Consider the following 25,623-nt stretch of genomic DNA (forward strand, 5'->3'; position numbering starts at 1 on the left):
TGCACGAAATTTCTCATGACGACACCATCTAAGATAGCAAGTAGTTTTTTCCACCTTGTATTATAGCGAGAAACATTTAGTGTTCCACTTTGGAGATTTGTCGTATTAAGAGATAATACTTCAGTAATGAAGCTAGAAAAACAAGAAAAGGGTTTGTTTTCTGGTAAATACTGATGTTGTAAGCAATATGCTAGTGATGAAGTGTGATTAATTAATATTAACCAAAATGGCTGTTGAACTAGAGAAATTGTATGCATTATATATGTACAGTAGTGGACCTTACCAAAAGTTGTTATAGTGCACATAGAGCATGTCCAGAATCAGCTCAGGGTCAGAAGATGAATCAATGCTGTTCTGGCTGGGTGATGACTTACTAGATAACTGGCAGATTTGCCTTGTTAATCAGACCGGAGAAAAAACGTGAGTCTACTACATGTCTTTGATATGGATGGCACCCTGGTTTGATTATTTTAAAATAATGCAAATATCTTAGATATAGCTAAAAACATGAAGTTAAGAGGAATTTGTTATGCCTATATGGGTAGATGCTGATGCATGTCCTAAGGTTATAAAAGAAGTATTATATCGTGCAGCAGAACGTGAAAAAATACGGATTACATTTGTGGCAAATCAACAACTAAGTGTACCTACATCCATTTTTTTACGTACGTTACAAGTCCCGGCTGGGTTTGATATGGCTGACAATGAAATTGTTCGTCGTTCAAAAATCGGTGATTTAGTGATTACAGCAGATATTCCTCTTGCTGCTGAAGTGGTCGGAAAAGGTGCAATAGCACTCAATCCGCGCGGTGAACGTTATAGTGAAGCAACAATACGTGAACGCCTAGTTATGCGGGATTTTATGGATACGATGCGAGCAAGTGGAATCCAAACGGGAGGGCCTGCGACGTTAAGCCAGCGTGATCGCCAGCGGTTCGCAAATGAATTAGATAACTGGTTATTGCAACAAAAAAAAGTATCTTGAAATAAAACATCACTATTCTACGAACAACACCATTTCATTATGCGAATTTATTAAATTCCTAACACGTATTCAACAGAACAACCGTAAGCAATCACATAGATAATGGAGAATGAAATGCTAATCCTTTCTTTCTCCTCCGCTTTTTTCGTCACACCGTCATGATTTAAGAGGGAACTACACTGGCAAACCTCACAAAAGGATGGATTGCCAAAAGAAAGTATTCCGGGGGGAATCGTTGATGATAAAGCAGGGCACTTACTATTATCAGTAATAGGCTTTAGTTTGCGTTTAATTTAACATAATATACATTATGCGAACCCGCGAGGCTTTTAAAAAAGTACTGAGGTTTGACCCCCTGAGTACCCGATCTTTCTTTCCCTAAAAACGCTCTCAATTGGCGTTGTATACAAATCACTAATAACATTATCTATAGATAGTAAACATATCACATGTTTCCTGTCAACATGTCGTAGGCAACTTGCATACAAATTTTATAGAATTAAAGATTATGGTGAACGGAGGCTGCTAATGAGTCAGGCATCTACATTGAAAACTACCATCAGGTTAAAGAAATCGGAATCCATCGATTTACAGGAAAAGGCATTCCTCTTAACAAAGAAAAATATTATGAGCGGACGGCAAAAAATCTACAGCGAGGCGGATTTGGTGCATTATGCAATTGAACAAATGCTGTCCATGATCACACTTGATGAACATGGTTACCTAATTTTAGAAAAAGACAGTTAGAATTTGGCCGGGTTCACCTGAAAGCCCGAAGATAACCTTAGACTACCCCCGTAGTACAGTACGGGGGTTATATGTGACAATTTGAAATCAAAAGAAGGACAAGAAATGAACGGCTCAAGAAAAATACAGTACAAAGGTTCATTAGATCTAGCAGGATTTAACATATCCTGTTACGTATTGAAAGATGGTACACGAATACTCTCTGGAAGAGAAATGCAAAAAGCCCTAAAACTTGTTGATGAGGAAACAAGTTACCAAGTCTCAGGAGATAGATTACAACGATATCTGAACCAAAAGTCACTTGCCCCATTCATTTATAAGGATAAATCTGAAACACACTATGAACCAATAATATGCTATGAAGGCGAAAAAAAGATTAACGGATATGAAGCTAGCATTTTAGTTGATCTTTGTGATTCATTCATGCAAGCAAGAAAAGAAATCACTCTATCCGCTAGACAATCAATAATCGCTGAACAATGTGAAATGTTAATAAGATCATTTGCTAAAGTAGGTATTATATCTTTAATTGATGAAGCAACAGGATATCAATATGACAGGGAAAGAGATGAACTTCAAAAAATATTACAAGCATATGTATCTGATGAAATATTAAAATGGCAATTAACGTTTACGGATGAATTTTACAAAGAAATATTTAGGCTTTGGAACTATCCATATACATCTAATAATATTAAGAAAAAACCCAAATTCATAGGTAAGCTAACAAATAAATATATATATGAAATCCTCCCTGATGGTGTTTTTAATGCATTAAAAGATAATACACCAAAAACAGAAAATGGAAACTATAAACATAGATTCCATCAAATATTAACACCAGAAATAGGAAGGGAACATTTAAAAAAACAGATAACGGAGGTTACAACATTAATGAAAATATCTGACAATAAAGAACAATTCAATTCCCTTTTCAAAAAAAGATATAATACTGACCCACAATGTGAACTTGAATTAGTATTTAAAGAGGAAATTAAATTAAAATCTAAAATTAGCAAAAACCTAGACCTTCCTTTATAGATAATGGTCTAATAAGTGATTGTGATCACTACGTGCCCACAACCACTTATCCCAAGTGTTTTTATCCGAGTGTCGTACAAGTATTAAATCGGAACCCTAAAGGGGCCCCACGATTTAATACTTGACGATTTTAATAATGATTTTTAGGTTTAACTTTTTAAAAAATCAATAAAACCATGCAAAAGGTTTATTGTGTACCGGAAATGCCATTCCATCAGGATCGCTTCCGTTTAGTACCTTAGACAAAAGCAGTTTCACTTCCCGCCGTTCTGGTCTGGTCATCATTAAGTTACGATACCAAGATGGAGATTTATCAAACCATCTCTTACAACTAGGAAAACGCCTTCCTACCCGACGATAAGACTTCAATCTTCCATTAGGAAGACGATCACGGCTCTGACTCTTCACAGACATAAAGATATCCTCTAAGTAATTAATCACCTAGAAAATATCAAGCTGCTCATATCCAATAATTTGTCTCATATTTATCCCCTATTCTTCACCAAATTATAATCGATATTTAGCTAAAAAAATCAATCACCCTATTTCTATCCGTATTCAGTTAAAAAGATGATCCGTTAGGATTCCGCCTCCTCGCACGCTGCGGGGGCGAATCCTAACGTTTCACCTTTTTCGCTTGCAAAATGATAACAATATCGGTTTTTGTATTCTCTTTACTGCTACTGGAGAACCAAGATGGCATGAATGATAATCCGGTATTTGCATCGGTATCTTTATTATCAGCCAATCCGCCAATCAAAATAATGTCGCCATCATTCACAGAAACAGACGTTTGAATATTACGTTTAATCAACGTCGGTGAGTTATCAACCCCTGTATGCGTTTTTGCAAAATTAGATAATTCCTGACTGATAGACAAATCAATCACATTTTGTCTCACTTCCGGCATCACATTAAAAATCACACCAGAAGAACGATATTCAACTGACTGAATTGGCCTGTCGCCGGAAAAGCTGACATTCCCCAGAACCGGAACATCTTCACCCACAGAGAAAGAAGCCGATGTACCAGAACGCGCACGAAGCGATGGCGAACTGACCACGGTAAAACGAGAATCAGTATTAAACAGCTCAACTAACGCATTGATATTGCCAGAAGAAAACTTGATAAAGTTGTCCATACCGATCCCCGAACCATTACCGCCAATCTGAATAGAAAAGCGCTGACTCAGTAATTTAGCCGCCAATGCCAAACCTGAACCGTTACGCTCCGTTGTCTGAACCTGATAGACATAGCCACCTACATAAACCTCGTCGGACACCGTATCAATAGACGGTAAAACCTGCTCTATCCGTGAAATATCCGCTTTAGTGCCATAAAAAACCAACATATCACCCGAAGAACTAAAGAAGTTCGCACCAGAGGAATGATTAGGGGCTTTAGAGCCGCCCACATAAGTAGACACCGAACCACCATGACCAAACCTACCCTGAACAACACTGGACAAAACAGACGTTAAGTAACCCACAGAACGATATTGAGGCTTATAAACAAAGGTATATTGAGGGATCACCGGTTCAACAACTTTCAACTTATAAATATAATCCACTCCGTTTTTTTTCATTACCCCAATCCCCATATTATTAAGGTAACGAACAAAAAATTCTTTTTCATCAAGGTCTGGCGTAATATGAAATGACACTAATCTTTCATCAATAATGACTTCTGGTGAAATCATAAAGGGTTTTTTAAAAACCTGACCGTAAATAAAATTAACCGACTTAGGAATAGAAACACCATCCAAATAAAAATCGACACCTTTCGCAAAAGAAAAATAAGGAACAACAGATAACAAAATAATAGGAAATATTTTTTTCATTTTGATACACCACTAAAATAAGTCACCTTTTCCCCATCAACAAACCCGAACATCATGATACCTTTACCATGAAATTCAGTTTTATTAACCAGTCTGATATCACCGGAAGCATTCACCAAAGTGACGTAATTATAATTATCCAGACTTAAAAAACCAGAAATACGCCACTTTGAAGAAATAGGCTTTTCTATTCCATTTCCTCTTTCAGCTCCTTTATTTCCGCTTCCCTCTCGCAAATAGTTATTGCCATCCTTGCCCCCAGATTGAGCTGGAAATCTATTATTAGCAGACACACTATCAGTGCCAGCCACGACAGAACTATCGTTAGCATAACCAGTAAAGAATCTGTAGAGAAAATAACCACTACAGACAGATAAGAGTAAAAAACCAAATATAAATACCCATAGCCTAGGCTGCGTCCCTTAATTAGATAACCGCCTGTAAAAGAGTCGAATACAGCCTAATTTCAGCCCAGTCAATCAAGCCTTTTTCATCCAGAATGGACAGTAACCGATTAAATATCTTGTTGATAATGCCCGATTTTGACCAGCGATTAAATCGGTTATAGACCGTTTTCCAAGGGCCATAGCGTTCAGGTAAATCACGCCACGGTGCCCCGGAGCACAAGACCCAGAACATCCCATTCATCACACGGCGGTGTTCAACATGTGGACGTCCTGCTCGCTCTGAATGGACCGGGGGCAAACAAGGTTCTATCACTATCCATGCGTCATCAGGAATGTCGTAGCGTGCCATCATCTTTTTCCCATATTGAAAACAGTTTAGATGAGAATACTATCAATTTACATTAAGGGACACAGCCTAAAATTCGTCAGCAGAATTTTAGTGAATTAAAATAATTCTATTTTTCATAAAAAACAGAAAATTCTTCTGTCTTTTATGTCCGTTTTTTTAGGAGGTGGTTATTATTTATCACAAAAAAACTAAAAAATAGTTATGTTTCCTTTAGCAATATATCAGCAATATTATAACTTAATACTTGAGTATCAATAGCTTCCTGATTACTCAGAACAGTAATAGTTAAACGCGAATTTGGCAAACGTATAAAATAAGCTCTGTAGCCTGCCCATCCGCCGGAATGTTCCAAACTCGGCTCTGCTAAGTGGTTGTGATGCTCTAAACCAAATGCATAAGGTTCATGGTTTTTAACTATATATCCAGTAGATGTTGTTTTTGGTAATGTTTGAGTCATGCCATGATAGCTTTGGCAAATAACAGCGGCTTTACTGAAGCTATACAGCTTAGCCGCCTATAAAATTAATTATTCGCCTTCAACCAGTCGGTATATCCTTTTGCTCCATTACCATAATAAGCGTCATTATTGATATCAGCCAGTTCAATCCCGTAGCGTAAACGTTCTACCAAATCAGGATTAGAAATAAACGGACGCCCGAATGCAACTGCATCTACCTTACCTTCCGCACGACGGGAAATCGCCATTTCAAGGTTATAATTGTTGTTGCCGATATAAGATCCGTCGAACAACGATCTTAGTTTATCCAAATCAACACCTTCGGGAACATCACGGCTTTTTCCTGTTGTTCCTTCAACAAAATGAAGATAAGCCAGCTTGAATTTATTGAGTTGCTGAATCAGATAGCCATAAGTTGCCATCACATTACGATCAAGCGGAGTGTTTCCTACTTCCGTTGTCACTGGAGACAATCTAATGCCAACTCGTCCACCACCCCAAATATGGGTTACCGCGTCAACAACTTCGAGAATTAATCTGGCTCGGTTTTCAATTGAACCACCATACTGATCGGTGCGATGGTTAGTTGAATCACGCAGAAACTGTTCCAATAGATAATTGTTAGCAGCATGAATTTCTACACCATCGAACCCTGCACATTTAGCACATTCTGCCGCATGTCTATATTGCTCGATAACATCAGGGATTTCGTCGGTTCTAAGTGCGCGCGGCATGGACGCTTTTTCTATACCGCGACTGGTAAAAACATTACCGTCTGCTTTAATAACAGATGGTGCTACTGGTGCTTCTTTATTTGGTTGAAGATCAACGTGTGAGAAACGACCGACATGCCACAATTGCATTACAATCTTACCACCAGCAACATGAATGGCATCGGTGACTTTTTTCCATCCTGCTACCTGATCTTCTGTCCAGATACCAGGAGTCATAGCATAACCGCATCCCTGTGCTGAAATATTAGTTGCTTCTGAAATGATTAAACCTGCACTCACACGCTGAGCATAATATGTAACATTAAGTTCATTTGGAACCCCATCCTCATTCGTGCGACCACGTGTTAAAGGTGCCATAACAATACGATTGGAAAGTTCAATTTCCCCTAATTTGGTAGGCGAGAAAAGATCGGTTCTAGTACTATTATCAGTCATAATATTTCCTATTTTTTATATTGATATAATGATTCGACCAATACACAATATCATAACTTAATGAAATTATAATTTGAGCAATATATGTTGGAATAATTACTTTCCATCAAGCTACTTATTATGTCTTTCTGTGATGGGGGTCCGAATGAAAACCCGTGGGTTAATGGTGTTAAGCAGATATAAGATACTATTATTATCGTTCCCTACCATACTGAATGGAATAATATTTACAATGAAGAAAAAAATAAAATACAGCAACAACAGCAACAATTGCAAGTACAACAATTTCCATATCTGGTGAAAACTCCCCTATCCTCTCAAAAAATGTTGATGTTCTACTTGCCAATGAAACAAGCTCCTATTTCCCTCGCCTTCTTTACCATGCCAGTTCCTCGGTTATTTCAGAAAATTGCATCAAGTGCATGGCAGTGATTCTGACAATACAAACTAGTGATTACCAACTGTAATTTTGCTATCGTCCGACTCACAAGAGTGAAATGAGCAAGTTGTTGCTGTTTTTATGCCCTTAGCAACTAACTTAGCCAATTCATCATACATGGAAGGAGAATCACCAAATACCCAATGCCCTGCTTTTGGATATTTACTTTCAATTAATTCCATGACTTCACTTGTTTTCATATTATCTTGCAGCTGCCCCTCATTAATGAAGATTTTCTTTATTTGATTTGGTACAGAACATCACCCACCACATTGAACAGACGATCAAGATCATCAATTTTAGCATTGAACATGGGACCAAATTGCAACGTGTCACCACCAAAACGGACATAAAAACCCGCTTTCCATAATGCAATACCGGCATCAAAAGGCCGGACAACTGCATCTCCATCCCGTGGAGCAATTTGAATGGCCCCCACCAGCCCGCAGTTACGAATATCCACGACATTTGGGCAGTGCCTCAGTGCATGTAATTTTTGTTCAAAATGTGGGGCCAATTCCGCAGCTTGTTGAGGCAGATTTTCTTTTTCCAGCAGTTCCAATGAAGCCAATCCCGCTGCACAGGCAACCGGGTGACCTGAATAAGTATAACCGTGGCTGAATTCAATCATATGTTCGGATAGAGATTGTGACATAAAGGCATCGTAGATCTTGCTGGACGCAATCACCCCCCCCCAAAGGAATTGCACCGTTGGTAATTTGTTTGGCAAAGTTAAGAATATCTGGGGTTACACCAAAATATTCAGCACCACTCCAGCATCCCAGGCGCCCGAAACCGGTAATCACTTCATCAAAAATCAGCAAGATATCGTATTGGGTACAGATTTCCCGTAAACGTTGTAAGTAACCTTGTGGTGGGATAATAGCGCCAGCAGAGCCAGAAAGTGGTTCAACAATAACGGCAGCGATATTGCTGGCATCATGCAATTCAATGAGTTTTAGTAGTTCATCTGCCAGTTCAGGGCCACCAGCCGCTGGCATTCCTTTAGTAAAAGCCATATTAGGTTGTAATGTATGCGGAAGATGGTCAACATCCATAAACTGACCAAACATTTTGCGATTACCCCCAATACCGCCAAGACTGGTTCCTGCGATATTGACACCATGATAACCCCGTGCCCGACCGATAAATTTAGTTTTTGCAGGTTGTCCTTGGATCCGCCAGTAAGCACGAGCCATTTTTACTGCGGTATCGGCAGCTTCTGAACCTGAACTGGTAAAAAATACATGATTTAAATCATCAGGCATAAGGCTGGCAATTCTATCTGCCAACTTAAATGACAAAGGGTGTCCATATTGGAAACCTGGGGAATAATCCAATGTTCCCAGTTGATTTGAAACAGCCTGACGAATTTCAATGCGTGAATGGCCTGCTCCACATGTCCATAATCCTGATAAGCTGTCATAAATCCGACGATCTTGATCATCAACCAGCCAGTTTCCCTCTGCTGAGACAATTAAACGTGGATCTTGTTGAAAATGACGATTAGCGCTGAACGGCATCCAATGTGCTTTAAAGTTCAATTTTTGGAAATAATTTCTATCTGGCATTTTATAGCTCCTCGCACAAGGTTGTAACCAAGAGTTTGCAATGAAACTATACTCAAGTTAAACCTCAATTATCAAATCATTAGTGATGAGTTTACTCACGTAAATGAAACTAACAAATTAAAAATAGGTATAATCATAAACATATTATGTTTTCCTTCCACTGATTGATTTTATTATTAATGTTTGCAAACGTGATTTATTCTTTCTTTATTTTAGATGGTGTGCCAACTAATTATAACCCAGTAGAAGCTTATGAAGGAGAGATTCGTTATGTTATACCTCCTAAAACTGAATATATAAATACGTTGGCACTAAGGAATGCTAATCTTGCAGGGCAATACGGTATATATGTTGATAATTTCCTTACAGGAATGAATGACGACAGAATAATGAGAGTATTTAGTGATGTTCATAATCCGTATGAAGCAGTAAGAAGATATATGTATATATTATTATGGTACAACTGATAATACGTATGGTCGTATAACATTTATGTTCAAGACTGATAAAAGTAATCTAGGTAAAGCAATAATGACAAATTATAATTATGACGATATTAAAGGACAAGCTGCTTTTTCCTTACTACAAACAGCCTTACTCACAGGGCAAAAAATGGAGATACAATGTAATGGAGAATGGGTTACAGGAATATGGGTAGGAGAAGGTGCAGGCCAGACAGTAGACAAAGGATTTCCATAATAATTGTATCTACGTGGGAAAGCTGTTTTTCTTTGAAAAGATGAGAACAGATAAAACAAGCGTTCCAGTGAATCAATGCTGCACTGGAACGCTTGTGACTGAGATAAAAATCAGGAATATACAACCCCAAAATATTTTAACAACCTCCACCCAAAATGCAGTAAGATTAGCCTTCAATCGTAGAAATTGATCCGGATCATTAGCTTGTTATCGCTTTTTCGCTTCTCACAAAGCCGAACACCCGCCATCATCGCTTTACTGGCGATTTTGATGTTGTTTATTGCACCCGTGGTATCAAAAACGCTGGAGCACCATCGTGAAGGAATAAGAAGCGAAATAAATCACTGCATGTCTGTGTCCGATATGCCATCGACACACACTATGAATCATCATGGTGTGGATCATGTTCATATGGGATTGATGGATGATATCGCTTGTGGTTACTGCCAGCTTCTGATTAATCTGCCATTATTAGCAGGTGGTTTTGTTCCTTTCATTCTACTGACACTAATTGTGTCCCGGGCACCACCAGTATCGCGCTTCTTTGGTCCCGTTATTCGGCTGTTTTACGGCGAATCACAACCACGCGCCCCACCCCTTAATTAGTCTGTCTGCTTGAAATAAACCATTTTATTTTCCTTGCCTTACGAAGTTTGTATGGCAATGTTGCTAATTAAGGGATTTTTTATGTTTACTACACGACTATTTCGTATATCACCTTTGACAGCAGCTTTGGCTATTGCACTCACAATGCCAACCAGTGGCTGGGCTGCCAATATGGAACATACCAAAGAAACACGCATTGCCTATGATCACGACAATGAAACTGTGATCACTGTAACTGCACCGGCAGTTTCACCACTTGAAGTAGCTTCTTCACTGAAGGCCCCTCGCCAACCAGTGCCTGCCAGTGATGGTTCTGATTATCTGAAAACCATTCCGGGTTTTTCACAGATCCGTAACGGTGGTACTAATGGCGATCCTGTATTCCGTGGCATGTTTGGTTCTCGTTTGAGAATGTTAATTGATGACAGTGAAATACTGGGCTCCTGCGGTGGACGTATGGATGCGCCAAGTTCTTATATTTCACCAGAAAGTTATGATGTTTTGAGTTTAGTCAAAGGCCCACAAACCGTACTCTGGGGGCCGGGTAATTCAGCGGGAACTATTCGTTTCGAGCGTATTCGCCCTCAGTTTGAACAATTTGGCACTCAAGGTAATGTCAGCACAGTGATTGGTTCTCATGGTCGTTGGGATGGTAATGCTGATCTCAGTATTGGCAATGCACTGGGTTATATCCGTTTGATCGGTAATAAATCTCGCTCCAATGATTATAAAGATGGTGATGGCAATCACGTTCCTTCCCGCTGGGATAAATGGAACACCGATGTCGCCCTGGGTTGGACACCTGATGAAAATACGTTACTTGAGCTAAGCGCTGGACAGGGTGATGGTGAAGCACGTTACGCCACACGAGGCATGGATGGCTCCCAATTCAAGCGCAAAAGTCTTGGCATACGTTTTGAAAAAACTAACATTGGCGAAGTGTTTGATAAATTCGAATCCAATTTTTATTACAATTATACCGATCATGTTATGGATAACTATTCCATGCGTTATTCGGAAATGAAAATGGCCTCAGAACCCGATCGCCTGACAATGGGTGGCCGTATGATGGGAACCTGGATATGGGAAAATTTCAAGTTCCAGAGCGGTGTGGATATGCAAACTAATATTCACCGTACCAATACCGATCGTAAGATGGCTGAAGCTGAAAGAAATGGCTGGGTGAAAAATGTCCGTTTCCGCGATTACGGTATTTTTGGTGAATTAACTTGGGATGCAACTGCACAGAATAAAGTTATCGGTGGTGCGCGATTAGATCGTGCAACAGCGTATAAATATACTACTCAACAAGAACGTAAAGAAACCCTGCCTGCTGGCTTTATTCGGCTTGAACATAACCTGAAAGAGTCCCCTGTGATGCTCTATGCCGGCATTGGTTATACCGAGCGTTTTCCTGATTTCTGGGAGTTGGTTTCGGGTAAAGCGGGCAACAATGCTTTCACTCATATCAAGCCCGAAAAAACGACCCAGTTGGATATCGGTGCACAATATAATGATAACCGCCTGAAGGGTTGGATATCAGCGTATGTGGGTAAAGTGAATGACTTTATCCTGTTCGATTATCGCAACAAGAATGCGGTGGCCGGTAACGTGGATGCCACCATTATGGGCGGAGAAACGGGGGTCGCTTATAAGTTTAACGAAAATTGGAAAACCGATGCCAGCCTGGCGTATTCCTGGGCGCAAAATACCACTAATCATCGCCCATTACCGCAGATCCCACCTTTGGAAGCTCGTTTCAGCCTGACCTGGGAACATGGCGACTGGACTAGCAGCGGTTTGCTGCGCCTGGTCAATAGCCAGCACCGAGTGGCAATCAATGAAGGTAACGTTGTAGGAAAAGACTTTGATCGTAGCAAAGACTTCGCCATTCTATCTGCCAATGCAGCCTATAAGGTGACCAAAAACGTTCAAGTTAGTGCTGGTGTTGACAATATTTTTGATAAAACCTATAGCGAACATCTTAACTTAGCGGGGAATCAGGGCTTTGGTTATTCCGGTAATACGGCAGTAAACGAGCCTGGGCGTACTTATTGGGCAAGAGTTAATATTAAGTTCTAATACTTTTATTCCTAGACCTATCTCGCCCTGACATAAATCAGGGCGAATCACTAGCTGACTCATTATCCAGCAACCAATGCCGCAGCAGTGTTGCAAGTTGCTCTTGTTGAGTTTCTGTCAGTGGTTCGAGAATGGCTTTTTGGTTCTCCAAATGGCTTTCCACTGCTTTGTCTATCAATGCCTTTCCTTCTGAGGTCAGAAAGACCTTGCAGCTACGTCGGTCTTCTTCGTTAGCAATACGCCCAATCAATCTTCGCTGTACCATATGTTCAATACGAGTGCTCATTGCTCCAGAAGTTAACATAACGGATTGATATAGCTCAGTAGGTGTAATGGGTATGTTGTTACGTCGTAGTGTCGCAAGGATATCAAACTCTATCGCACTTAGGTCGTGTTCTTTGAAAGCATGTTGCAAGCGTTGTTCAATAATCTTGTTTATGCGACATAACCGCCCAATGACGCCCATTGACGACGAATCAAGGTCTGGACGCTGTTGTTCCCACTGTATCAGTAATCGGTCAACATGATCGTACTTCATACTTTTTCCCTATTCATTTATTTTGACGAAAAGATACTTGATAAAAATCAATTAGGCCATTATTTTAATTTATCTTTACGTAAAGATACTTTTATTGATGATATATTTAAGTTGATAGAGTGATAAACAGGGTGAAAAATGAACAAACCAGAAGGGCAGCAACATGTCAGAAATTAGATCTATCCAGAATATGTTACTGACTGCATTGGCCCCAATTGTTTGGGGAAGCACTTACATTATTACGACAGAAGTATTACCACCTAATATGCCTTTGCTAGCTTCTACCATCAGAGCGTTACCTGCCGGGATATTATTATTGTTGATTTGTCGTACCATGCCTAAAGGCATTTGGTGGTTACGTATTATGATATTGAGCTTACTTAATATCGGTGCCTTCTTCTATTTTCTCTTTGTTGCAGCGGAATATCTCCCAGGTGGAACGGCATCATTAATCGTGGCTTGCCAACCCATAATTGTTATCTTGTTAAGCACTGGCATATTGAAAACCTCCCTCACAATAAAACACATTATTTCAGCCATATTGGGTGTTATCGGGATTAGTTTATTGGTATTAAATGCAACCACCAGCCTAAACTGGCAGGGCATTATTGCAGGCTTTGTGGGATGCAATTGTATGGCTTTAGGGATTGTGCTTACCAAATATTGGAACCGCCCTACCAATTTGTCATTACTCAGTTTTACTGGCTGGCAATTAACGCTTGGGGGATTAATGTTATTGCCTGTCGCTATTTCCATAGAAGGTTTACCACAACATCTTACCGTAACCAATATTCTCGGCTACAGCTATTTATGCATGGTCGGTGCGGTGTTTTCTTATATTATCTGGTTTCGAGGAATTGAAAAGTTACCGGTTGTGACAATCTCTTTTCTGGGATTTCTTAGTGCTTTATCTGCTTGTATTTTAGGATATTTATTTCTAAAACAAACATTTTCCTTGCCACAAATACTCGGGGCATGCACCATCATTATTGCTGTTTGGCTTTCGATTCCACGGGATTAGACAAAAAATCCGATAATTCTACAACCTAATGAATAACAGGAAAATCAATGAAACTTACTATAATTTCAGGTAGTCAACGCCCAGATTCTCGCAGCCAACGTGTAGCTTGTTATTTGCAAAAATTAAGTAGCGAATATGGATTTACAGAGATAGAGCTTCTGGAGCTTTCCAATGTAGAATTGCCACTACATGATGGTTATACAACAGATATATCAGCGGAGTCTCATCCCTGGCAGCCAATTGCACAACATTTAAGAGAGAGCAAAGCATTTATCTTTGTAACTCCAGAATGGCATGGAATGTCAACTCCGGCATTGAAGAACCTTCTATTGTATTGTTCTATAGCAGAATTAGGCCATAAACCAGCATTATTGGCGAGTGTGTCAAGTGGAATTAACGGTGTTTATCCTCTTTGCGAATTAAGGATGACAGGTTTTAAAAATAACCATGTCTGTTTCTTGCCTGACCATTTAGTCTTCCGTCAAGGTGAAAGTTTGATTTCAAAAGATCTGATTTGTAACGATGAGGAATTTGAAAGCCGTGTTAACTATACGCTGAAACTGCTTGAATCTTATGCTAAAGCACTGGAGCAAGTTCGTGAAGATGTTGGCGAAGAAAGCGAAAATTATCTGTATGGTATGTAAATAAATAATATCCATTTCTTTCATACATAAACCTCGGCTCAACTATTTGAGCCGAGAGTATTTCCTTTTTCTATCGAGTAATTTCATCGAACAAGTTACAAATCATTAGCCATGCTGTATAAAAAAACAGTGTATCGTATTCTTGGCATTTTTGTTTAATAAAAAAACACAAATAGCTACTTTTGCATTCAATTAGATTAAATAATCACCTTTTCATTTATTAATACAAGTTATCTTTAAGCCTCTGGGATAATATTCCTTCTTACGGGTCCTGTGGAAGAATGGAAAACCTGATGCCGCGCGCGATAAATTTCACCTATCCGCGCGATAAATGAAGAGCTAATCGCGTTTCATCTATTGAAAATTTTTTACACAATCAGTGTAGCGTAGCAGCCAATTTAGCAATATATTCTGCATTCTTTTGTGTGGGGTTAATTCCTCCATAATGCACAGTGCAGAATAAAACGCCTAATTAAAATAGGTCATCATTATTGGCGGTTTTGCCACTGATTCTATCCTCAAAAATCGAGTTACAATTTGCGGCCATTAATGCATTTCGTTGCAGATCACTGTTTTGGTCTGTTGTTGATACACGGATATAGCCAATTTTCGCCATTATTAATACCTCATTTAGTCCATGAATTAATGAGCTTATCACCACTTTAAAAATGACGAATTGATATCCGTAAAACCTCGGTTTAGCGGGAACCGTAGAACGGGTGGAACGGACTAATTTAGGCAAAACTCACACACCGCGTACGACATTGAAATCCGGTGAATGGGGCAAACCGGTTGGTTACTCAGTGCTAGTAGACTCCTATAGCGCAGGATTTCCTGCACCGTTAGGTACTCATGGCTATTGGCATGTTATTGGAGCACGTGATACCAGTGCGGGGTATGCCGGTTTTCTAGCGAGTTATGCTAACGGCCTAATTTATTACGGTCATGCCCTGGCTGCCCGCGAAAATCCAACATGGTATGCGTTATATACCACCAGTAACACCACAGTCGTTGATGGCTACCTAAAAACAGCATCCCCCATTATCCAAATCTACCCTGGTGGCACCTTTACCACCAACGACGAATCCGAGGGTGCTATTGTCGAGCGTCTGTCTGAGGGCGTCTATCTCATCAAAAACGTGCTGGGGTTTAATGCTGATGCGGCATGGGGCGGTGTTGATGGTGGGGTTGAGATACCGCTGTGTAAAAATAAACTGCCGTTGATTTGGGTGGATTACAAAGTGCTACCCGATGGTGCCATCAAATTAATGACCTACCACCGTGAGCATGCAGAAGCACCTACATTCGCCCAAAATGTACGAGAGAGTTATTCAGACGGTGACCCGATTGATATCCCCGCCGGTCGGTCTATATCTGTCCGTGTCCAGATGCCAGAGAGTTCTATTTGGAATCAGCAACAACGGAAATTGACTGAGTCGGAATAAATATAGGGGCATAGTGCCCCTGATTGTTATTCTGGCGCTTTAGGCCAGTCAATATTGGGTGCTGTCGAACAGTCTACACGGTTCAGTAGCACGCAATATTTTTTCCATGCTGTTAGCGCTGACAGTTCCGCCGCCGTCGCCATTTGAAGATCGACGGCATACTGTAGCGGCGCGATTGCGCTGGTCGCCTGAGTCATGAGATATTTTTTCTGGGATTCAGCCTGTTGTTGCAATTCCGCTGGTGTCGGCGGTGGGATATCACCCCATGCAGGTAGACCGTCAGATCCCACAATCCGGCGTTTCCCCGCGGGGATATCACGTGTAAATTTAATAAAAACAGCCTCGCGCACCGCAACCCCGTCATCCGGCCATGTCCCCGCGGCAACATATGCATCTTTCAGAGACAACAGAAAGAACGAATTCTGCGCCGCACTAAAAATATATCTACTCATTACTATCTCCCTATGGCTAAATATTGACCGCCCTCACCCTGCACATTGACATGGGCAACAAAACCATTACGTTGTTTGTTTGTTGCTCCCCACGTATGTCCTGTCGCCCAACCTGCATCAGAAACAATAACGTGGTCAACAGTTGTTGGGAATTTGAACGGGAACTCCACAAACACGCGGGTTGACGAACTGAAATCAATCAGACCAAATTGAATGTATATATCACCTAAACGATACCAGCCCTGCCCATGCTCAAACCTGAGATACGCCAGAACCGCATTAATACTGCCCCGTGAGATTAAATCCCGGCCAGTGGGTGTGATGGGGCTCAGTGTTGCCGTATCCGCCCCGGTAAAATACGGCAGCAGATCTCCTCCGGTCACCAATCCGGCCAGTGCCGTCAGGGTCGCGTTCAGGGGTTGCCGATTTTTTATAATTTCAGACAGACTGTTAGAAAAGTTTGCGTCATTGTTGATTGCCTGAGCCAGTTTCTCCAACGTATTCAACGCGGCTGGGGGGTTACCTGCAATTAATTCGGGTAAACCGAGGTTTTTCACAAACGCCTGTTTATCCAGAATATCCGCGCCGTTCTTGTTTTTCTCCAGACGAGTATTGGCATTATTATTTGCTGCATTTGCCAAAGATTGCACGAAGGCTGTCGTTGCAATCTGGGTGTTATTAGCATCCTGTGCTGGTGTTGGCGCAGTCGGTGTTCCTGTGAATACAGGGCTGGCTTTGGGTGCATATTGAGGATGTGGATCTTTAGCTTCGGTATGCTCCTTCAGCTCACTCTCGTTTTGTTCCAACTGCTGTTTTAGATAACTTGTACGACTAGCAAGTTGTTTAGCCTGCCGATTAGAAATGCCATCAGGACCACCTAATACGGGGTCTGAAGTTTCTATCTGATATACACCGTCAGACCATTGTGGGGTTTCGGGTAAATTAGCCATTTAACTGCTCCCATGATTGTAACTGCCGTTATAGCTGACAGTGTTGTTGTAGCGAATTGATACTGACTGATATTCCAAACTGGCGAGATGGCAACGCGCAGGCGCAAAAGCCGCTAGCGTGGTACGTAATAGTGAGGCCTGGTCATTGGTAATAGGTTGCTGAAGAATAACCCGATAAACTGCCCAGGACGTTGCATCACCATGCACATAATTACCGTTATGGCTGGCATGACCGTCATAGTTGATTTGTCCTGTGCCTTCAATTAAATCAACTTCACCAAATCCAAAACGGCGAATTACCTCCCTGATTGACCAGGGCGTGCCTTTATAGCGATGCAGCTCTATCGCTGATTTGATTAGTGTGCGCCGGGCATCTTCTGATTCGACAAGCTCCCAGCCATCACCTAATAATGAAAACTGGTCAGCGAGCCAGTACAATGCGCTGATATCGACAATATCAATGAGATAAACCATTAACCGGGTTAAATCGATATCATCAAAACGAGAAACGAGCTGTCCTAATGCACGCATGCTGATATCAGATTCAAGTGGCGGCGGTAAATGTAACTTAGCCATTAGCGACTCCCGTGATCAAAACGGAAATACCAGTACAGTTTGCCCATTCATTCTCATTTATGACCTGAAGTGCAGGTGATTCCAGCTCTACCTGATAGACACCGGAAATAGACAGTATTGAAATGATCTGGCTGGGGACGATATCTTTCCCAAGTGTTGTAGCACGTTCCGCTACCCACGTTTGTATAGCTTGTTCTGCTGAGGACTGAATATCTAAGGCATTAACGCCGACATACAAAGTCAATTTTGCCTTGATGGTGTAGTCGATTTGTACTGGCGATTTTGCGTGAACAGTGTCCGTCAATGGACGGACTTTCTCATCAGAGCAAAAACTTTTCACCAGCGTTAGAATGCTTTCATCTGGCAAGCCTGTCGCCAATAGTGGAAATAATTCAACTGTGCCTGGAACGGGGGACATAACCGCGACATCAACAATGTTGGGATGAGCACGCATGGCATGGAAACGATAGGCCTGACAACTGCCCGCATTAGTAAACGATTCGGGTGCCATCTTAATTCGTACACGCAGTCTGTCGTCACTTTCCTCAGCAGAACCACCGCTACTGGCGATTATGTTAGTTACTTGCAGATCAATATCATCGATCTCATCCAACAGAGTGCTAACCTGTGCAGGTTGCCAGCCATTACCCGATAATCCTGCATCCATACAGGTAGCGCTGACATTGACGAAACGCATGCCAGTTTTTAGAACAGCGTCTGTGTTAGTAGCAAAAATAATGCTATCTGATGCACTAACACGTGTTCCAACGGGAATAAGGACATCTCGTTCTAATACTTCATCAACACTAAATTGCAATGTGGTATGCGCAGGTTGGGCAGGTAGCCGATATACGCCAACCAATTCGCCTAAGTAGTCCAAAATGGGGGCACAAGCAAACTGAACCAAATTTTGTTTAGCCGCTTCCTGGACTCTCATCCGGATCAATGCCTCACGATAGGCAAACAAATTAATCAGCAGGCGTTCAGCCTGTGCTGGGTACAACGTTTTGCCGGCATCAGCCTCATACTGTGCGATCATCTCGGTTGTGATTTTCTCTGCATCGCGTTCGATAAAATTAGGTTCTGTCAGCGCCATAACAACTCCGTAGATTGTGTAATGCCATCCGCGGCAGCCCAATTCACACGCAGAGTTAAATGCTCTCCATCAATGGTGGGTTTTACCGATAGCAATTGACAGCGAGGTTCCCAACGCGAAATAGCATCGACAGATTCTCTGACAACGTGGGGAATTGCGCGGTCTATGGGATAATCAATATAGCGATGTAAGTTACTGCCAAATTCTGGTCGATGTGGGTCACTGCCACGTGGTGTACGCAGAATAATGAGAATGGCTTGAGCAATATCATCCAACCCACTGACTGTTTCGCCGGAGTGTTGGAGAGCAGGTTGCCAAAAAACAGAGTTTGAGTTTGTATTCATGGGGGCAGTATCGCCCCCAGCTGGAAGGTTTGATATTAAAGACGTTTAAAGAAGTTAATGAGAATGATGGTTCGAATTACCGCCTTCATCCATGATGCTGCCCGTTGCATGGATATTGCCGTTGACGCTGACGTTACCCTGAATATTTGCTGCAATACCATCACCACCAGAACCCGATAGCCCATTCTGGTAGGTTAACCGACCTTTTACTAACAAATTTCCGGTTAAAATTGTTTCCGGTGTATCAACAGTGACTTGTTGCGCCTGAATAACAACATTGGCACCTACAGTGATATTTATATATTGAATACCACCATTGATAGTCAAAGTGTGAGTAGTGCGATCATAATAAAAGGCTGCATTATCTGCATACGTCACACCACGGGTGTCTTTATTATTGGCAGGCGGTTTATCAACACTGGAATAAACCGCACCTAAAATAACGCCATCCTCACCATTGGCATCCAGTAGCACCTCAACTTGTTCTCCAATATCAGGCAGCCAATAATCTTTGTTATTTTGGGTATTTCGCTGTAATACATTCAGCCAGTTAGTGCGCATATTATCGCATTCGGGCAATCGCACGCGGGCACGAACGGTGGCAGGGTCTACGGCACTGATAGTACCAACTTGACGAGTTACACTGCTCATTTGGTTTTCTCCTTGATGACTGTTTCGGAAGAACCATCTGGTTTATAAACAACTAATTTCTGCGTCTTACTCTTCTTACCTTTCTTAGACTTGCCCGATGTAATGGGGCCACGAGCAATTTCAAGTTCAGTGGCATATCCACTGCTGCGATCAAAGGAATGACGAGCTGCCGTAATTAGCCATTGCCCAGATAGTTTGCCAAACCCAATCAATGCGATTTTATTTCCAGCTGTTAACTGGGGGCTTCCCATCAATGACAGCGAACCGTTTTGTTGGTATTCGTTATGAGAATCCAGTGCTGACTGTGCCTTAATTTCTGCACTATTTTTGTCTGTTGCTCGACTATTGACTTTTAAGGTATCTGCGCTGGTTTCTTTTCCACTATTATTTTTTCCTTTTGAATCGGCTTGATGACTTGTACTGGTCGTGCCGTCAGCTTCATAGACAATTAATTTTTTATCACCCGCCTTTTGGTGTTTCACCTTGGCTTTCTTATAAACCTTGTTAATCGTGTCCCGCAGTGAAAATTGGGCAACATCATGAGGGGATAGTTTCTTTATAGGCACCTGGCTGCGTAAGGTGGTTAAGTGAGAAAATATGAGTTGTTCACTGACAACCTTAACGGCATAACCGTACTCATTGGCCAGTCGCTTCAGGAAGGCTATATCAGTTTCCGAGTATTGTGTCACTCGGTCAATTTTGATGGTTTCAATACTGCCAACCAGCTTTAGTCGGTGTTTTTTGGCAATACGACTCGCGATGGCTGCCAGTGTCGTATTTTCAAATCCACGATTAGATTTGGTACGTAATGCCATATTAATCGATGTTGCGACACCTCTAATGGATACTGTCGAGGGCGGGCTACTGACTTCAATTTCATCAATAGAGAATGTACCACAATTAAGCAACTGTTCGCCAAGATAACCCAATCTCAACGTTAATGTATCACCTTTGCCCGGATACCATTTATCCAGCCAGCGACCATCGGTATCATCCAGCTCCACTTCAATTTCATCCGATTCACTTTTGATATTGTCGGTATAGCTGACACGCGTAACATACGGTGTGATGTCGCTAGTGATATCTTTTTGCAAATAACGTAACGTAAACGTCGGGCTTAAAACGTCAGAGACACCCGCCAGAGAGGGGGTTTGTCTGATATCAATTATCTCAGCCACGGTGGAGTATCCTCTGTAGTGACTACATTGTCAGCGTCAATAATGGGGATCAATACAACTACCCCCGATGGCAATACGGGTGTAACGGCAATATGAGGGTTGGCAGCAACAATACGGGCATAACCCAGAGGATCACCGTAATAATAATGGGCCAATAAATCCCATCTATCACCAGCTTTTGTAATGTGCTCAAGAAACATCAAAGTACCCTCGTCGTAATTTGCGCAGCCATCTTACTGAGTGCAGGAGATATCGATGTGAATGTTGAACTAGCCGATTCAAGCTGCCCCGACACAGAATCCAATGCAGCCGCAATATTACGACTGTCTACACGGCTTAATGACGCTTGAGCGTTATTAATAAATGTTGCGGCCTGTCCTGTTGCTCTGGTCAATTGAATTGCCTCCGGCAGCGTGTCACCCAAGGCTTTAAACGCCGGATAACTTTTTCCTAATGGCCCAGCAATATTGTTCAATCCGGTAAAAAGACCGGGCACACGAGTCAATGCGACTGCCGGGTTACCTTTCATCTTCTGCGCAATACGTACGGTACTGATCGTTGTTTGCAATGCTGACTGCGCTTGTTTGGCATAATTCACGCCATCCCTGAGTTGTTTAGCCAGACCTGATGGCTTCGGTACTGCATTAGATAACGCCTTTGTATTCGGAACATGGGATTTAATAGCAGGTGGCTTCAGTTGATTTTTAGGATCACCAACATATTCACGCAATGTCACGGAGGCATTCAGGGCAAATACATTGCCGACTGAGTCTGTTTGTTCACTGGTGGCTGTCACATCAGTAATGACAAACCAGCCACGATAATCGCCATTGCCAAATACCAACGCCAGCGCCTGATGTTTTCGCATCGCTGCGCGTAACCGATTTAATTCAACATCCGGCGTACAATAATGTTGATGAAAGACCAGGCTAAGTTGAATTTCATCCAGCTTCTCACCCACGAACTGCAAGCCAGGCTTACCGTGGATTCGGGCATGTTCAGCGTAATCAATGCCAAACGTAACATCGAACCCATCCCAATACGTGATTAATTCAAATTCAATATCACCTAATACAGCAAACATTATTCATACCTCCGGCGTTCTCTCTGTATAACGATACGCTCCAGCATTTTTTCCAATTCGTGCAAGCTCATATTTAATGCCTGACTGATATCGGGTGTAGCCGTTTGTGGTTTATTGCCAATGTAAATTTGTGGAGAATAAGTGACAGAAAATCCATTATTGCTGTTTCCCGCATTTTTATAGGCTGCCCGCCCAGTGGAATAACCTGACATCGTTTTGGTCACTGGAATTTGAGGAGCGTCAGGTGTCATTTCTTCAGCCAGACGCTGAGTGGCGCGAGCAGCCAGCGGACTTGTACGCTCAATACCCATCACCGCGCCTTGCACGATATTATCGCCAAAGCCCATAAATACCCGACTGGGAGATTGAATACCTAACGTTTCTTTAAACCAGCCAGAAATGTTGCCACCGAAGTTTTTAATAGTATCCTTGGCCGTGGTCAGCATATTAGAAATGCCATTCACCAATCCATTAACGATATTTTTACCAAAATCAGTAAAGTTATTGGGCATATCAATGCCAAACCATTTCATGACACCACTGAACGCCTTAGAGAACCATTTCAAGGGAGACCAGTTTGAAATTAACTTACCAACTTTAAGTATCCCACTATTAAAAACATTTGATATGTCATTCCAGCGGGTAGTAAACCAACCTTTAACATTAGACCAAATGTTTTTAATTCCCTGCCATCCCCCCTGAAAAGCAGATCTGACTCTACCCCAAAGCCCTTTAAAGAAATTGCTGATGGGTTTCCAATAGCGATAGATAAGATACGCAGCGACTGCAATACCGACGATGATTAATCCAATGGGATTCATTAGCAATGCACGACCAATCCACAAAAGAGCCCTGCCAGCCAGCATCAAACCCTTATAGAGAGCACCGCCAAGAACTTTACCTAACCCACGAGCCGCGCTAGCCATTTTACCTAAGAGATTGCCGACAAAAGCAAATCGCCCCCCCGTACCGATAGCGGCCCGAAGCAATAACCAACGGGTGCGCATTAACATGGCACCTTTCCAGATATCAATGATAGGAGAAAACAAAAGGTTTAGGCCTAATCTGACCCCCACTGAAGCCGCTTTAAATGCCAAAAACCCGCCGACCAGTGAGACAACATTACTGATAAGTTCAGGATGAGCTGCAAGCCATTTGCCAGTCTGATCAATTAATGGGATAAAAGTTTCGGCTAATTGCATCAGCGTCGGACGCAATGATTGACCAATATTAATAGATGATTCATTAAATCCAATCTGAGTACGCCGCCACCTTGCTTCCAGCGTGTCATTTTGCTTATCAAAATCTTTCGACAGTGTATTTTGTGCACCATCACTATTCATCTCCTTTTTACTGGATAAATACTTATCCCAGCCCTGACGCATAGATACCAGATGGTTCACTGTCTGAATATCAGTAAAAATTTCAGCCAGACCAAATGATTCCATTAATTTTTGTTGGCTGTCTTGATCACCTTTAGCTCCAGCTTCCTGCCATTGCTGTAAAAATGCTTTTCCTTTTCCATCAATAAAACGATTGGCGATCATTAAGGAGGCTTCATATTGCGAGAATCCTTGTGCAACATAACGCTGCATTGACCCTTGATAGTCAATACCAGCATCCGCATATTTATGGATAGTGTCACGTCTCCCCATTGCGGCCAGCCAGTTTGTCATATTGGTAACAGCCGCCTCCGCTGAACCACTTCCTTTACCAACCTCCAAACTGGCTACAATCTGTGTGATAGCTTCTTTGCCTGTGATTCCACGTGCAGCAAATGCTTTGGACAGCCCAGGCAATGCTTTCGCCATATCCTTTAATTCAAATGAACCAAGTTTTGCTCCCGTTGCTGCAATACCGAAAGCTTGCTCTAGATCTTTGGTATTAGTAATTTTAAGAGCATCACTGAAAGCAAACGTCATTTTGGCCAGATCAGTCATATCCGCTTTGGTGGCGGTAGCCGCTTTTCCCAATAATTCAGCAAACTGTGATGCTTTTTCAGGAGCCATGCCATCAGCAACCAACTGACCAACTCCACCCAAAAGTTCTTCCTGAAGCTGATTAACTTTGAGTGATGTTTGTCGAATAGACACACCAATGGCTTGTTCTTGTTTTGCATCCAGATCACCCGTAACAGCAATGTCTCTTAACCCTGATTCAAATGAGGCGTATTTTGTTACTGATTGCATAACGGGAGAGGATATTGTTCGCGCTAATGCGTAAGTTTCGGCACCTTTTCCATAGAGCGCCATACGGTTTGCTCTGGCGGCATCACTCATACTGGCAGTAGACTCTAAACGTTTTTGCTGACGGTTTAATTGTTCCAGTGTTCGGCCAACACGTTGTAAATCTGTATTCAAACGTTGGGCACTGCGGGAACCCAACTGACCATAACGTTCAATAGCACGGTTCAATGCCTGTTGCCGATTTTCCAGCCGACGAGTGGTTTCTCCTAGGGCGCCCAGTGTACGGCGAGTTCCCGATATAGCAGAGCTAAATGCACCGCTAATGGCTCCGCTTATGATGACACCGATGGAAAATTCTGCAGACACGGGTTAAGCTCTCTTTAAGTGAAATTTTTTAAACAGGAAATGCAATGGGAAAATCACTGGTGGTATTTCAAACATTCTTAGTGGCCGTATTTGCCAGTATCTATATCTATTTGATGGCTGAACTGACGGTCTATACGGTAAGTACCAGTGACAGTGGATTGGTCTGGGTGATAATGATTGGTGGCGGCGCAGTGCTATTGTCGATAGCCATGGCGCTGATTGCTGCAATATTGCAACCAGCTATTTATCTGCTGGCTGCAATCGCTGTAGGTATCGGCGCGTTAGTTAATCGTCTTTATTCTCGCGTTTGATTTGGGTGTTAGCCTCATCCAACCAACATTCAAATTCATCCAGAGCCAGATTATCAATTTCACTCGGCTGAAACCGAAACCACCGTGCCAGTATTGCCGCGGCTTCCCACAGCATCTTTATTTCCTTGATCCACCCCGACAATTTTCTGAAATCGTTGCTGCAATGCCAGATAGTCTGCGGCATCCATCTGTTCGATATCTTCCGGTAGCAACCCGGTGGAACGTGACAATAAAATATCATCCCAATCGGCAGGGTTTTCGCTGATTCGACGAGCGGCCTTGATATCTTTCACTTTCAAACGTGATAGCTGGATTTCTTCAATATTAACGCCAGCAGCCGTGGTATAGGGAAATTGAAGGCGGTAATTCGTTGACATGATGATACTCCT

General features: G+C 41.9%; 29 protein-coding genes and 3 pseudogenes. 11 read left to right on the forward strand and 21 right to left on the reverse strand.

The features are described 5' to 3' along the window. Nucleotides 1-529: 529 nt before the first annotated feature. The 3 genes from BDE27_RS06685 (at nucleotide 530) to BDE27_RS06695 (ending at nucleotide 2,773) form a co-directional block, all read left to right on the forward strand. Complete coding sequence (locus tag BDE27_RS06685; protein ID WP_099134023.1) at nucleotides 530-985, forward strand: YaiI/YqxD family protein; 456 nt, start codon at nucleotides 530-532, stop codon at nucleotides 983-985. Nucleotides 986-1,513: 528 nt separating this feature from the next. After that, entirely contained in the window at nucleotides 1,514-1,732 is a 219-nt protein-coding gene (locus tag BDE27_RS06690; protein ID WP_099134022.1) for a hypothetical protein, read from the forward strand. An 81-nt stretch (nucleotides 1,733-1,813) separates the two neighbouring features. Then, nucleotides 1,814-2,773, forward strand: coding sequence for a P63C domain-containing protein (locus BDE27_RS06695; protein WP_208638571.1), 960 nt, complete (start codon nucleotides 1,814-1,816; stop codon nucleotides 2,771-2,773). A 165-nt stretch (nucleotides 2,774-2,938) separates the two neighbouring features. Here the strand turns inward: BDE27_RS06695 and BDE27_RS06700 are convergent, their stop codons facing one another. From BDE27_RS06700 to aptA, 8 genes and pseudogenes are all read right to left on the reverse strand, one after another. Continuing rightward, on the reverse strand, nucleotides 2,939-3,187 hold the full coding sequence (locus tag BDE27_RS06700; protein WP_099134020.1) for a hypothetical protein: 249 nt from the start codon (nucleotides 3,185-3,187) through the stop codon (nucleotides 2,939-2,941). 202 nt (nucleotides 3,188-3,389) lie between these two features. Next, on the reverse strand, nucleotides 3,390-4,613 hold the full coding sequence (locus tag BDE27_RS06705) for a type II secretion system protein GspD (protein ID WP_099134019.1): 1,224 nt from the start codon (nucleotides 4,611-4,613) through the stop codon (nucleotides 3,390-3,392). After that, nucleotides 4,610-4,924, reverse strand: coding sequence for a hypothetical protein (locus BDE27_RS06710; RefSeq protein ID WP_099134018.1), 315 nt, complete (start codon nucleotides 4,922-4,924; stop codon nucleotides 4,610-4,612). The genes BDE27_RS06705 and BDE27_RS06710 overlap by 4 nt, the downstream gene beginning before the upstream one ends. A 121-nt stretch (nucleotides 4,925-5,045) precedes the next feature. Then, nucleotides 5,046-5,369: pseudogene (locus tag BDE27_RS06715) on the reverse strand (IS5 family transposase); the annotation flags it as partial. Between the two features lie 199 nt (nucleotides 5,370-5,568). Beyond that, a complete protein-coding gene (locus BDE27_RS06720; RefSeq protein WP_099134017.1) occupies nucleotides 5,569-5,826 on the reverse strand; it encodes a serine hydrolase in 258 nt (85 codons plus the stop codon). A 65-nt stretch (nucleotides 5,827-5,891) separates the two neighbouring features. Next, nucleotides 5,892-6,995 carry an alkene reductase gene (locus BDE27_RS06725; protein ID WP_099134016.1) on the reverse strand — a complete coding sequence of 368 codons (1,104 nt, stop codon included), beginning with the start codon at nucleotides 6,993-6,995 and terminating at the stop codon, nucleotides 5,892-5,894. A 447-nt stretch (nucleotides 6,996-7,442) separates the two neighbouring features. Continuing rightward, nucleotides 7,443-7,634 carry an ASCH domain-containing protein gene (locus BDE27_RS06730; protein ID WP_099134015.1) on the reverse strand — a complete coding sequence of 64 codons (192 nt, stop codon included), beginning with the start codon at nucleotides 7,632-7,634 and terminating at the stop codon, nucleotides 7,443-7,445. A 38-nt stretch (nucleotides 7,635-7,672) separates the two neighbouring features. Further along, nucleotides 7,673-9,005, reverse strand: a pseudogene (gene aptA / locus BDE27_RS06735) (omega-aminotransferase AptA). Between the two features lie 179 nt (nucleotides 9,006-9,184). On the opposite strand from aptA, the gene BDE27_RS06740 reads away from it, so the two are divergent. The 4 genes from BDE27_RS06740 to BDE27_RS06755 all read left to right on the forward strand — a co-directional run bounded on the left by BDE27_RS06740 (nucleotide 9,185) and on the right by BDE27_RS06755 (nucleotide 12,392). Then, entirely contained in the window at nucleotides 9,185-9,472 is a 288-nt protein-coding gene (locus BDE27_RS06740) for a hypothetical protein (RefSeq protein WP_099134014.1), read from the forward strand. A gap of 64 nt (nucleotides 9,473-9,536) precedes the next feature. Next, the gene (locus tag BDE27_RS19395) at nucleotides 9,537-9,704 is read left to right on the forward strand and encodes a hypothetical protein (RefSeq protein ID WP_167450561.1); all 168 of its coding nucleotides are present in this window, start codon (nucleotides 9,537-9,539) and stop codon (nucleotides 9,702-9,704) included. Between the two features lie 204 nt (nucleotides 9,705-9,908). After that, a complete protein-coding gene (locus BDE27_RS06750) occupies nucleotides 9,909-10,310 on the forward strand; it encodes a DUF2946 domain-containing protein (RefSeq protein ID WP_099134012.1) in 402 nt (133 codons plus the stop codon). 81 nt (nucleotides 10,311-10,391) lie between these two features. After that, nucleotides 10,392-12,392 (forward strand): TonB-dependent copper receptor, encoded by a 2,001-nt coding sequence (locus BDE27_RS06755; protein WP_099134011.1) that lies wholly within the window; start codon nucleotides 10,392-10,394, stop codon nucleotides 12,390-12,392. 37 nt (nucleotides 12,393-12,429) lie between these two features. Here BDE27_RS06755 and BDE27_RS06760 read toward each other — a convergent pair whose 3' ends face one another. Then, nucleotides 12,430-12,930, reverse strand: a complete 501-nt coding sequence (locus BDE27_RS06760) for a MarR family winged helix-turn-helix transcriptional regulator (RefSeq protein WP_099134010.1) — start codon at nucleotides 12,928-12,930, stop codon at nucleotides 12,430-12,432. Between the two features lie 163 nt (nucleotides 12,931-13,093). Here BDE27_RS06760 and BDE27_RS06765 point away from each other — a divergent pair, with 163 nt between their 5' ends. Further along, the gene (locus BDE27_RS06765) at nucleotides 13,094-13,951 is read left to right on the forward strand and encodes an EamA family transporter (RefSeq protein ID WP_099134009.1); all 858 of its coding nucleotides are present in this window, start codon (nucleotides 13,094-13,096) and stop codon (nucleotides 13,949-13,951) included. Between the two features lie 47 nt (nucleotides 13,952-13,998). Next, entirely contained in the window at nucleotides 13,999-14,595 is a 597-nt protein-coding gene (locus tag BDE27_RS06770; RefSeq protein WP_099134008.1) for an NADPH-dependent FMN reductase, read from the forward strand. Between the two features lie 478 nt (nucleotides 14,596-15,073). Here BDE27_RS06770 and BDE27_RS06775 read toward each other — a convergent pair. Beyond that, nucleotides 15,074-15,211 (reverse strand): annotated as a pseudogene (locus BDE27_RS06775) (recombinase family protein); the annotation flags it as partial. 103 nt (nucleotides 15,212-15,314) lie between these two features. On the opposite strand from BDE27_RS06775, the gene BDE27_RS06780 reads away from it, so the two are divergent. Then, a complete protein-coding gene (locus BDE27_RS06780) occupies nucleotides 15,315-16,040 on the forward strand; it encodes a phage tail fiber protein (RefSeq protein WP_120211332.1) in 726 nt (241 codons plus the stop codon). Between the two features lie 26 nt (nucleotides 16,041-16,066). Here BDE27_RS06780 and BDE27_RS06785 read toward each other — a convergent pair whose 3' ends face one another. Genes BDE27_RS06785 through BDE27_RS06830 form a run of 10 tightly spaced genes read right to left on the reverse strand, consistent with a single transcriptional unit; the run spans nucleotide 16,067 to nucleotide 24,923 of the window. Further along, nucleotides 16,067-16,492: a tail fiber assembly protein gene (locus BDE27_RS06785; RefSeq protein WP_099132157.1), complete on the reverse strand. Its 426-nt coding sequence runs from the start codon at nucleotides 16,490-16,492 to the stop codon at nucleotides 16,067-16,069. 2 nt (nucleotides 16,493-16,494) lie between these two features. Then, entirely contained in the window at nucleotides 16,495-17,442 is a 948-nt protein-coding gene (locus tag BDE27_RS06790) for a gp53-like domain-containing protein (protein ID WP_099132158.1), read from the reverse strand. Beyond that, complete coding sequence (locus tag BDE27_RS06795; protein ID WP_074019709.1) at nucleotides 17,443-18,018, reverse strand: phage tail protein I; 576 nt, start codon at nucleotides 18,016-18,018, stop codon at nucleotides 17,443-17,445. Further along, complete coding sequence (locus tag BDE27_RS06800) at nucleotides 18,011-19,114, reverse strand: baseplate assembly protein (protein ID WP_074019708.1); 1,104 nt, start codon at nucleotides 19,112-19,114, stop codon at nucleotides 18,011-18,013. The genes BDE27_RS06795 and BDE27_RS06800 overlap by 8 nt, the downstream gene beginning before the upstream one ends. Continuing rightward, the gene (locus BDE27_RS06805) at nucleotides 19,105-19,458 is read right to left on the reverse strand and encodes a GPW/gp25 family protein (protein ID WP_099132159.1); all 354 of its coding nucleotides are present in this window, start codon (nucleotides 19,456-19,458) and stop codon (nucleotides 19,105-19,107) included. The genes BDE27_RS06800 and BDE27_RS06805 overlap by 10 nt, the downstream gene beginning before the upstream one ends. A 54-nt stretch (nucleotides 19,459-19,512) precedes the next feature. Continuing rightward, nucleotides 19,513-20,109 (reverse strand): phage baseplate assembly protein V, encoded by a 597-nt coding sequence (locus BDE27_RS06810; protein WP_099132160.1) that lies wholly within the window; start codon nucleotides 20,107-20,109, stop codon nucleotides 19,513-19,515. Next, a complete protein-coding gene (locus tag BDE27_RS06815) occupies nucleotides 20,106-21,287 on the reverse strand; it encodes a phage late control D family protein (RefSeq protein ID WP_099132161.1) in 1,182 nt (393 codons plus the stop codon). Before BDE27_RS06815 ends, BDE27_RS06810 begins: the two co-directional genes overlap by 4 nt. Continuing rightward, nucleotides 21,275-21,487 (reverse strand): tail protein X, encoded by a 213-nt coding sequence (locus BDE27_RS06820; protein ID WP_083600909.1) that lies wholly within the window; start codon nucleotides 21,485-21,487, stop codon nucleotides 21,275-21,277. Before BDE27_RS06820 ends, BDE27_RS06815 begins: the two co-directional genes overlap by 13 nt. Continuing rightward, complete coding sequence (locus BDE27_RS06825) at nucleotides 21,487-22,371, reverse strand: phage tail protein (RefSeq protein ID WP_099132162.1); 885 nt, start codon at nucleotides 22,369-22,371, stop codon at nucleotides 21,487-21,489. Before BDE27_RS06825 ends, BDE27_RS06820 begins: the two co-directional genes overlap by 1 nt. Further along, entirely contained in the window at nucleotides 22,371-24,923 is a 2,553-nt protein-coding gene (locus BDE27_RS06830; RefSeq protein ID WP_099132163.1) for a phage tail tape measure protein, read from the reverse strand. Before BDE27_RS06830 ends, BDE27_RS06825 begins: the two co-directional genes overlap by 1 nt. Before the next feature lie 44 nt (nucleotides 24,924-24,967). On the opposite strand from BDE27_RS06830, the gene BDE27_RS06835 reads away from it, so the two are divergent. Then, complete coding sequence (locus BDE27_RS06835; protein ID WP_099132164.1) at nucleotides 24,968-25,234, forward strand: hypothetical protein; 267 nt, start codon at nucleotides 24,968-24,970, stop codon at nucleotides 25,232-25,234. 59 nt (nucleotides 25,235-25,293) lie between these two features. Here BDE27_RS06835 and BDE27_RS06845 read toward each other — a convergent pair whose 3' ends face one another. Next, nucleotides 25,294-25,611, reverse strand: coding sequence for a phage tail assembly protein (locus tag BDE27_RS06845; RefSeq protein ID WP_074019700.1), 318 nt, complete (start codon nucleotides 25,609-25,611; stop codon nucleotides 25,294-25,296). Nucleotides 25,612-25,623: the final 12 nt, after the last annotated feature.

Source organism: Xenorhabdus ehlersii (assembly GCF_003610465.1).
Classification (GTDB): Bacteria; Pseudomonadota; Gammaproteobacteria; order Enterobacterales; family Enterobacteriaceae; genus Xenorhabdus; species Xenorhabdus ehlersii.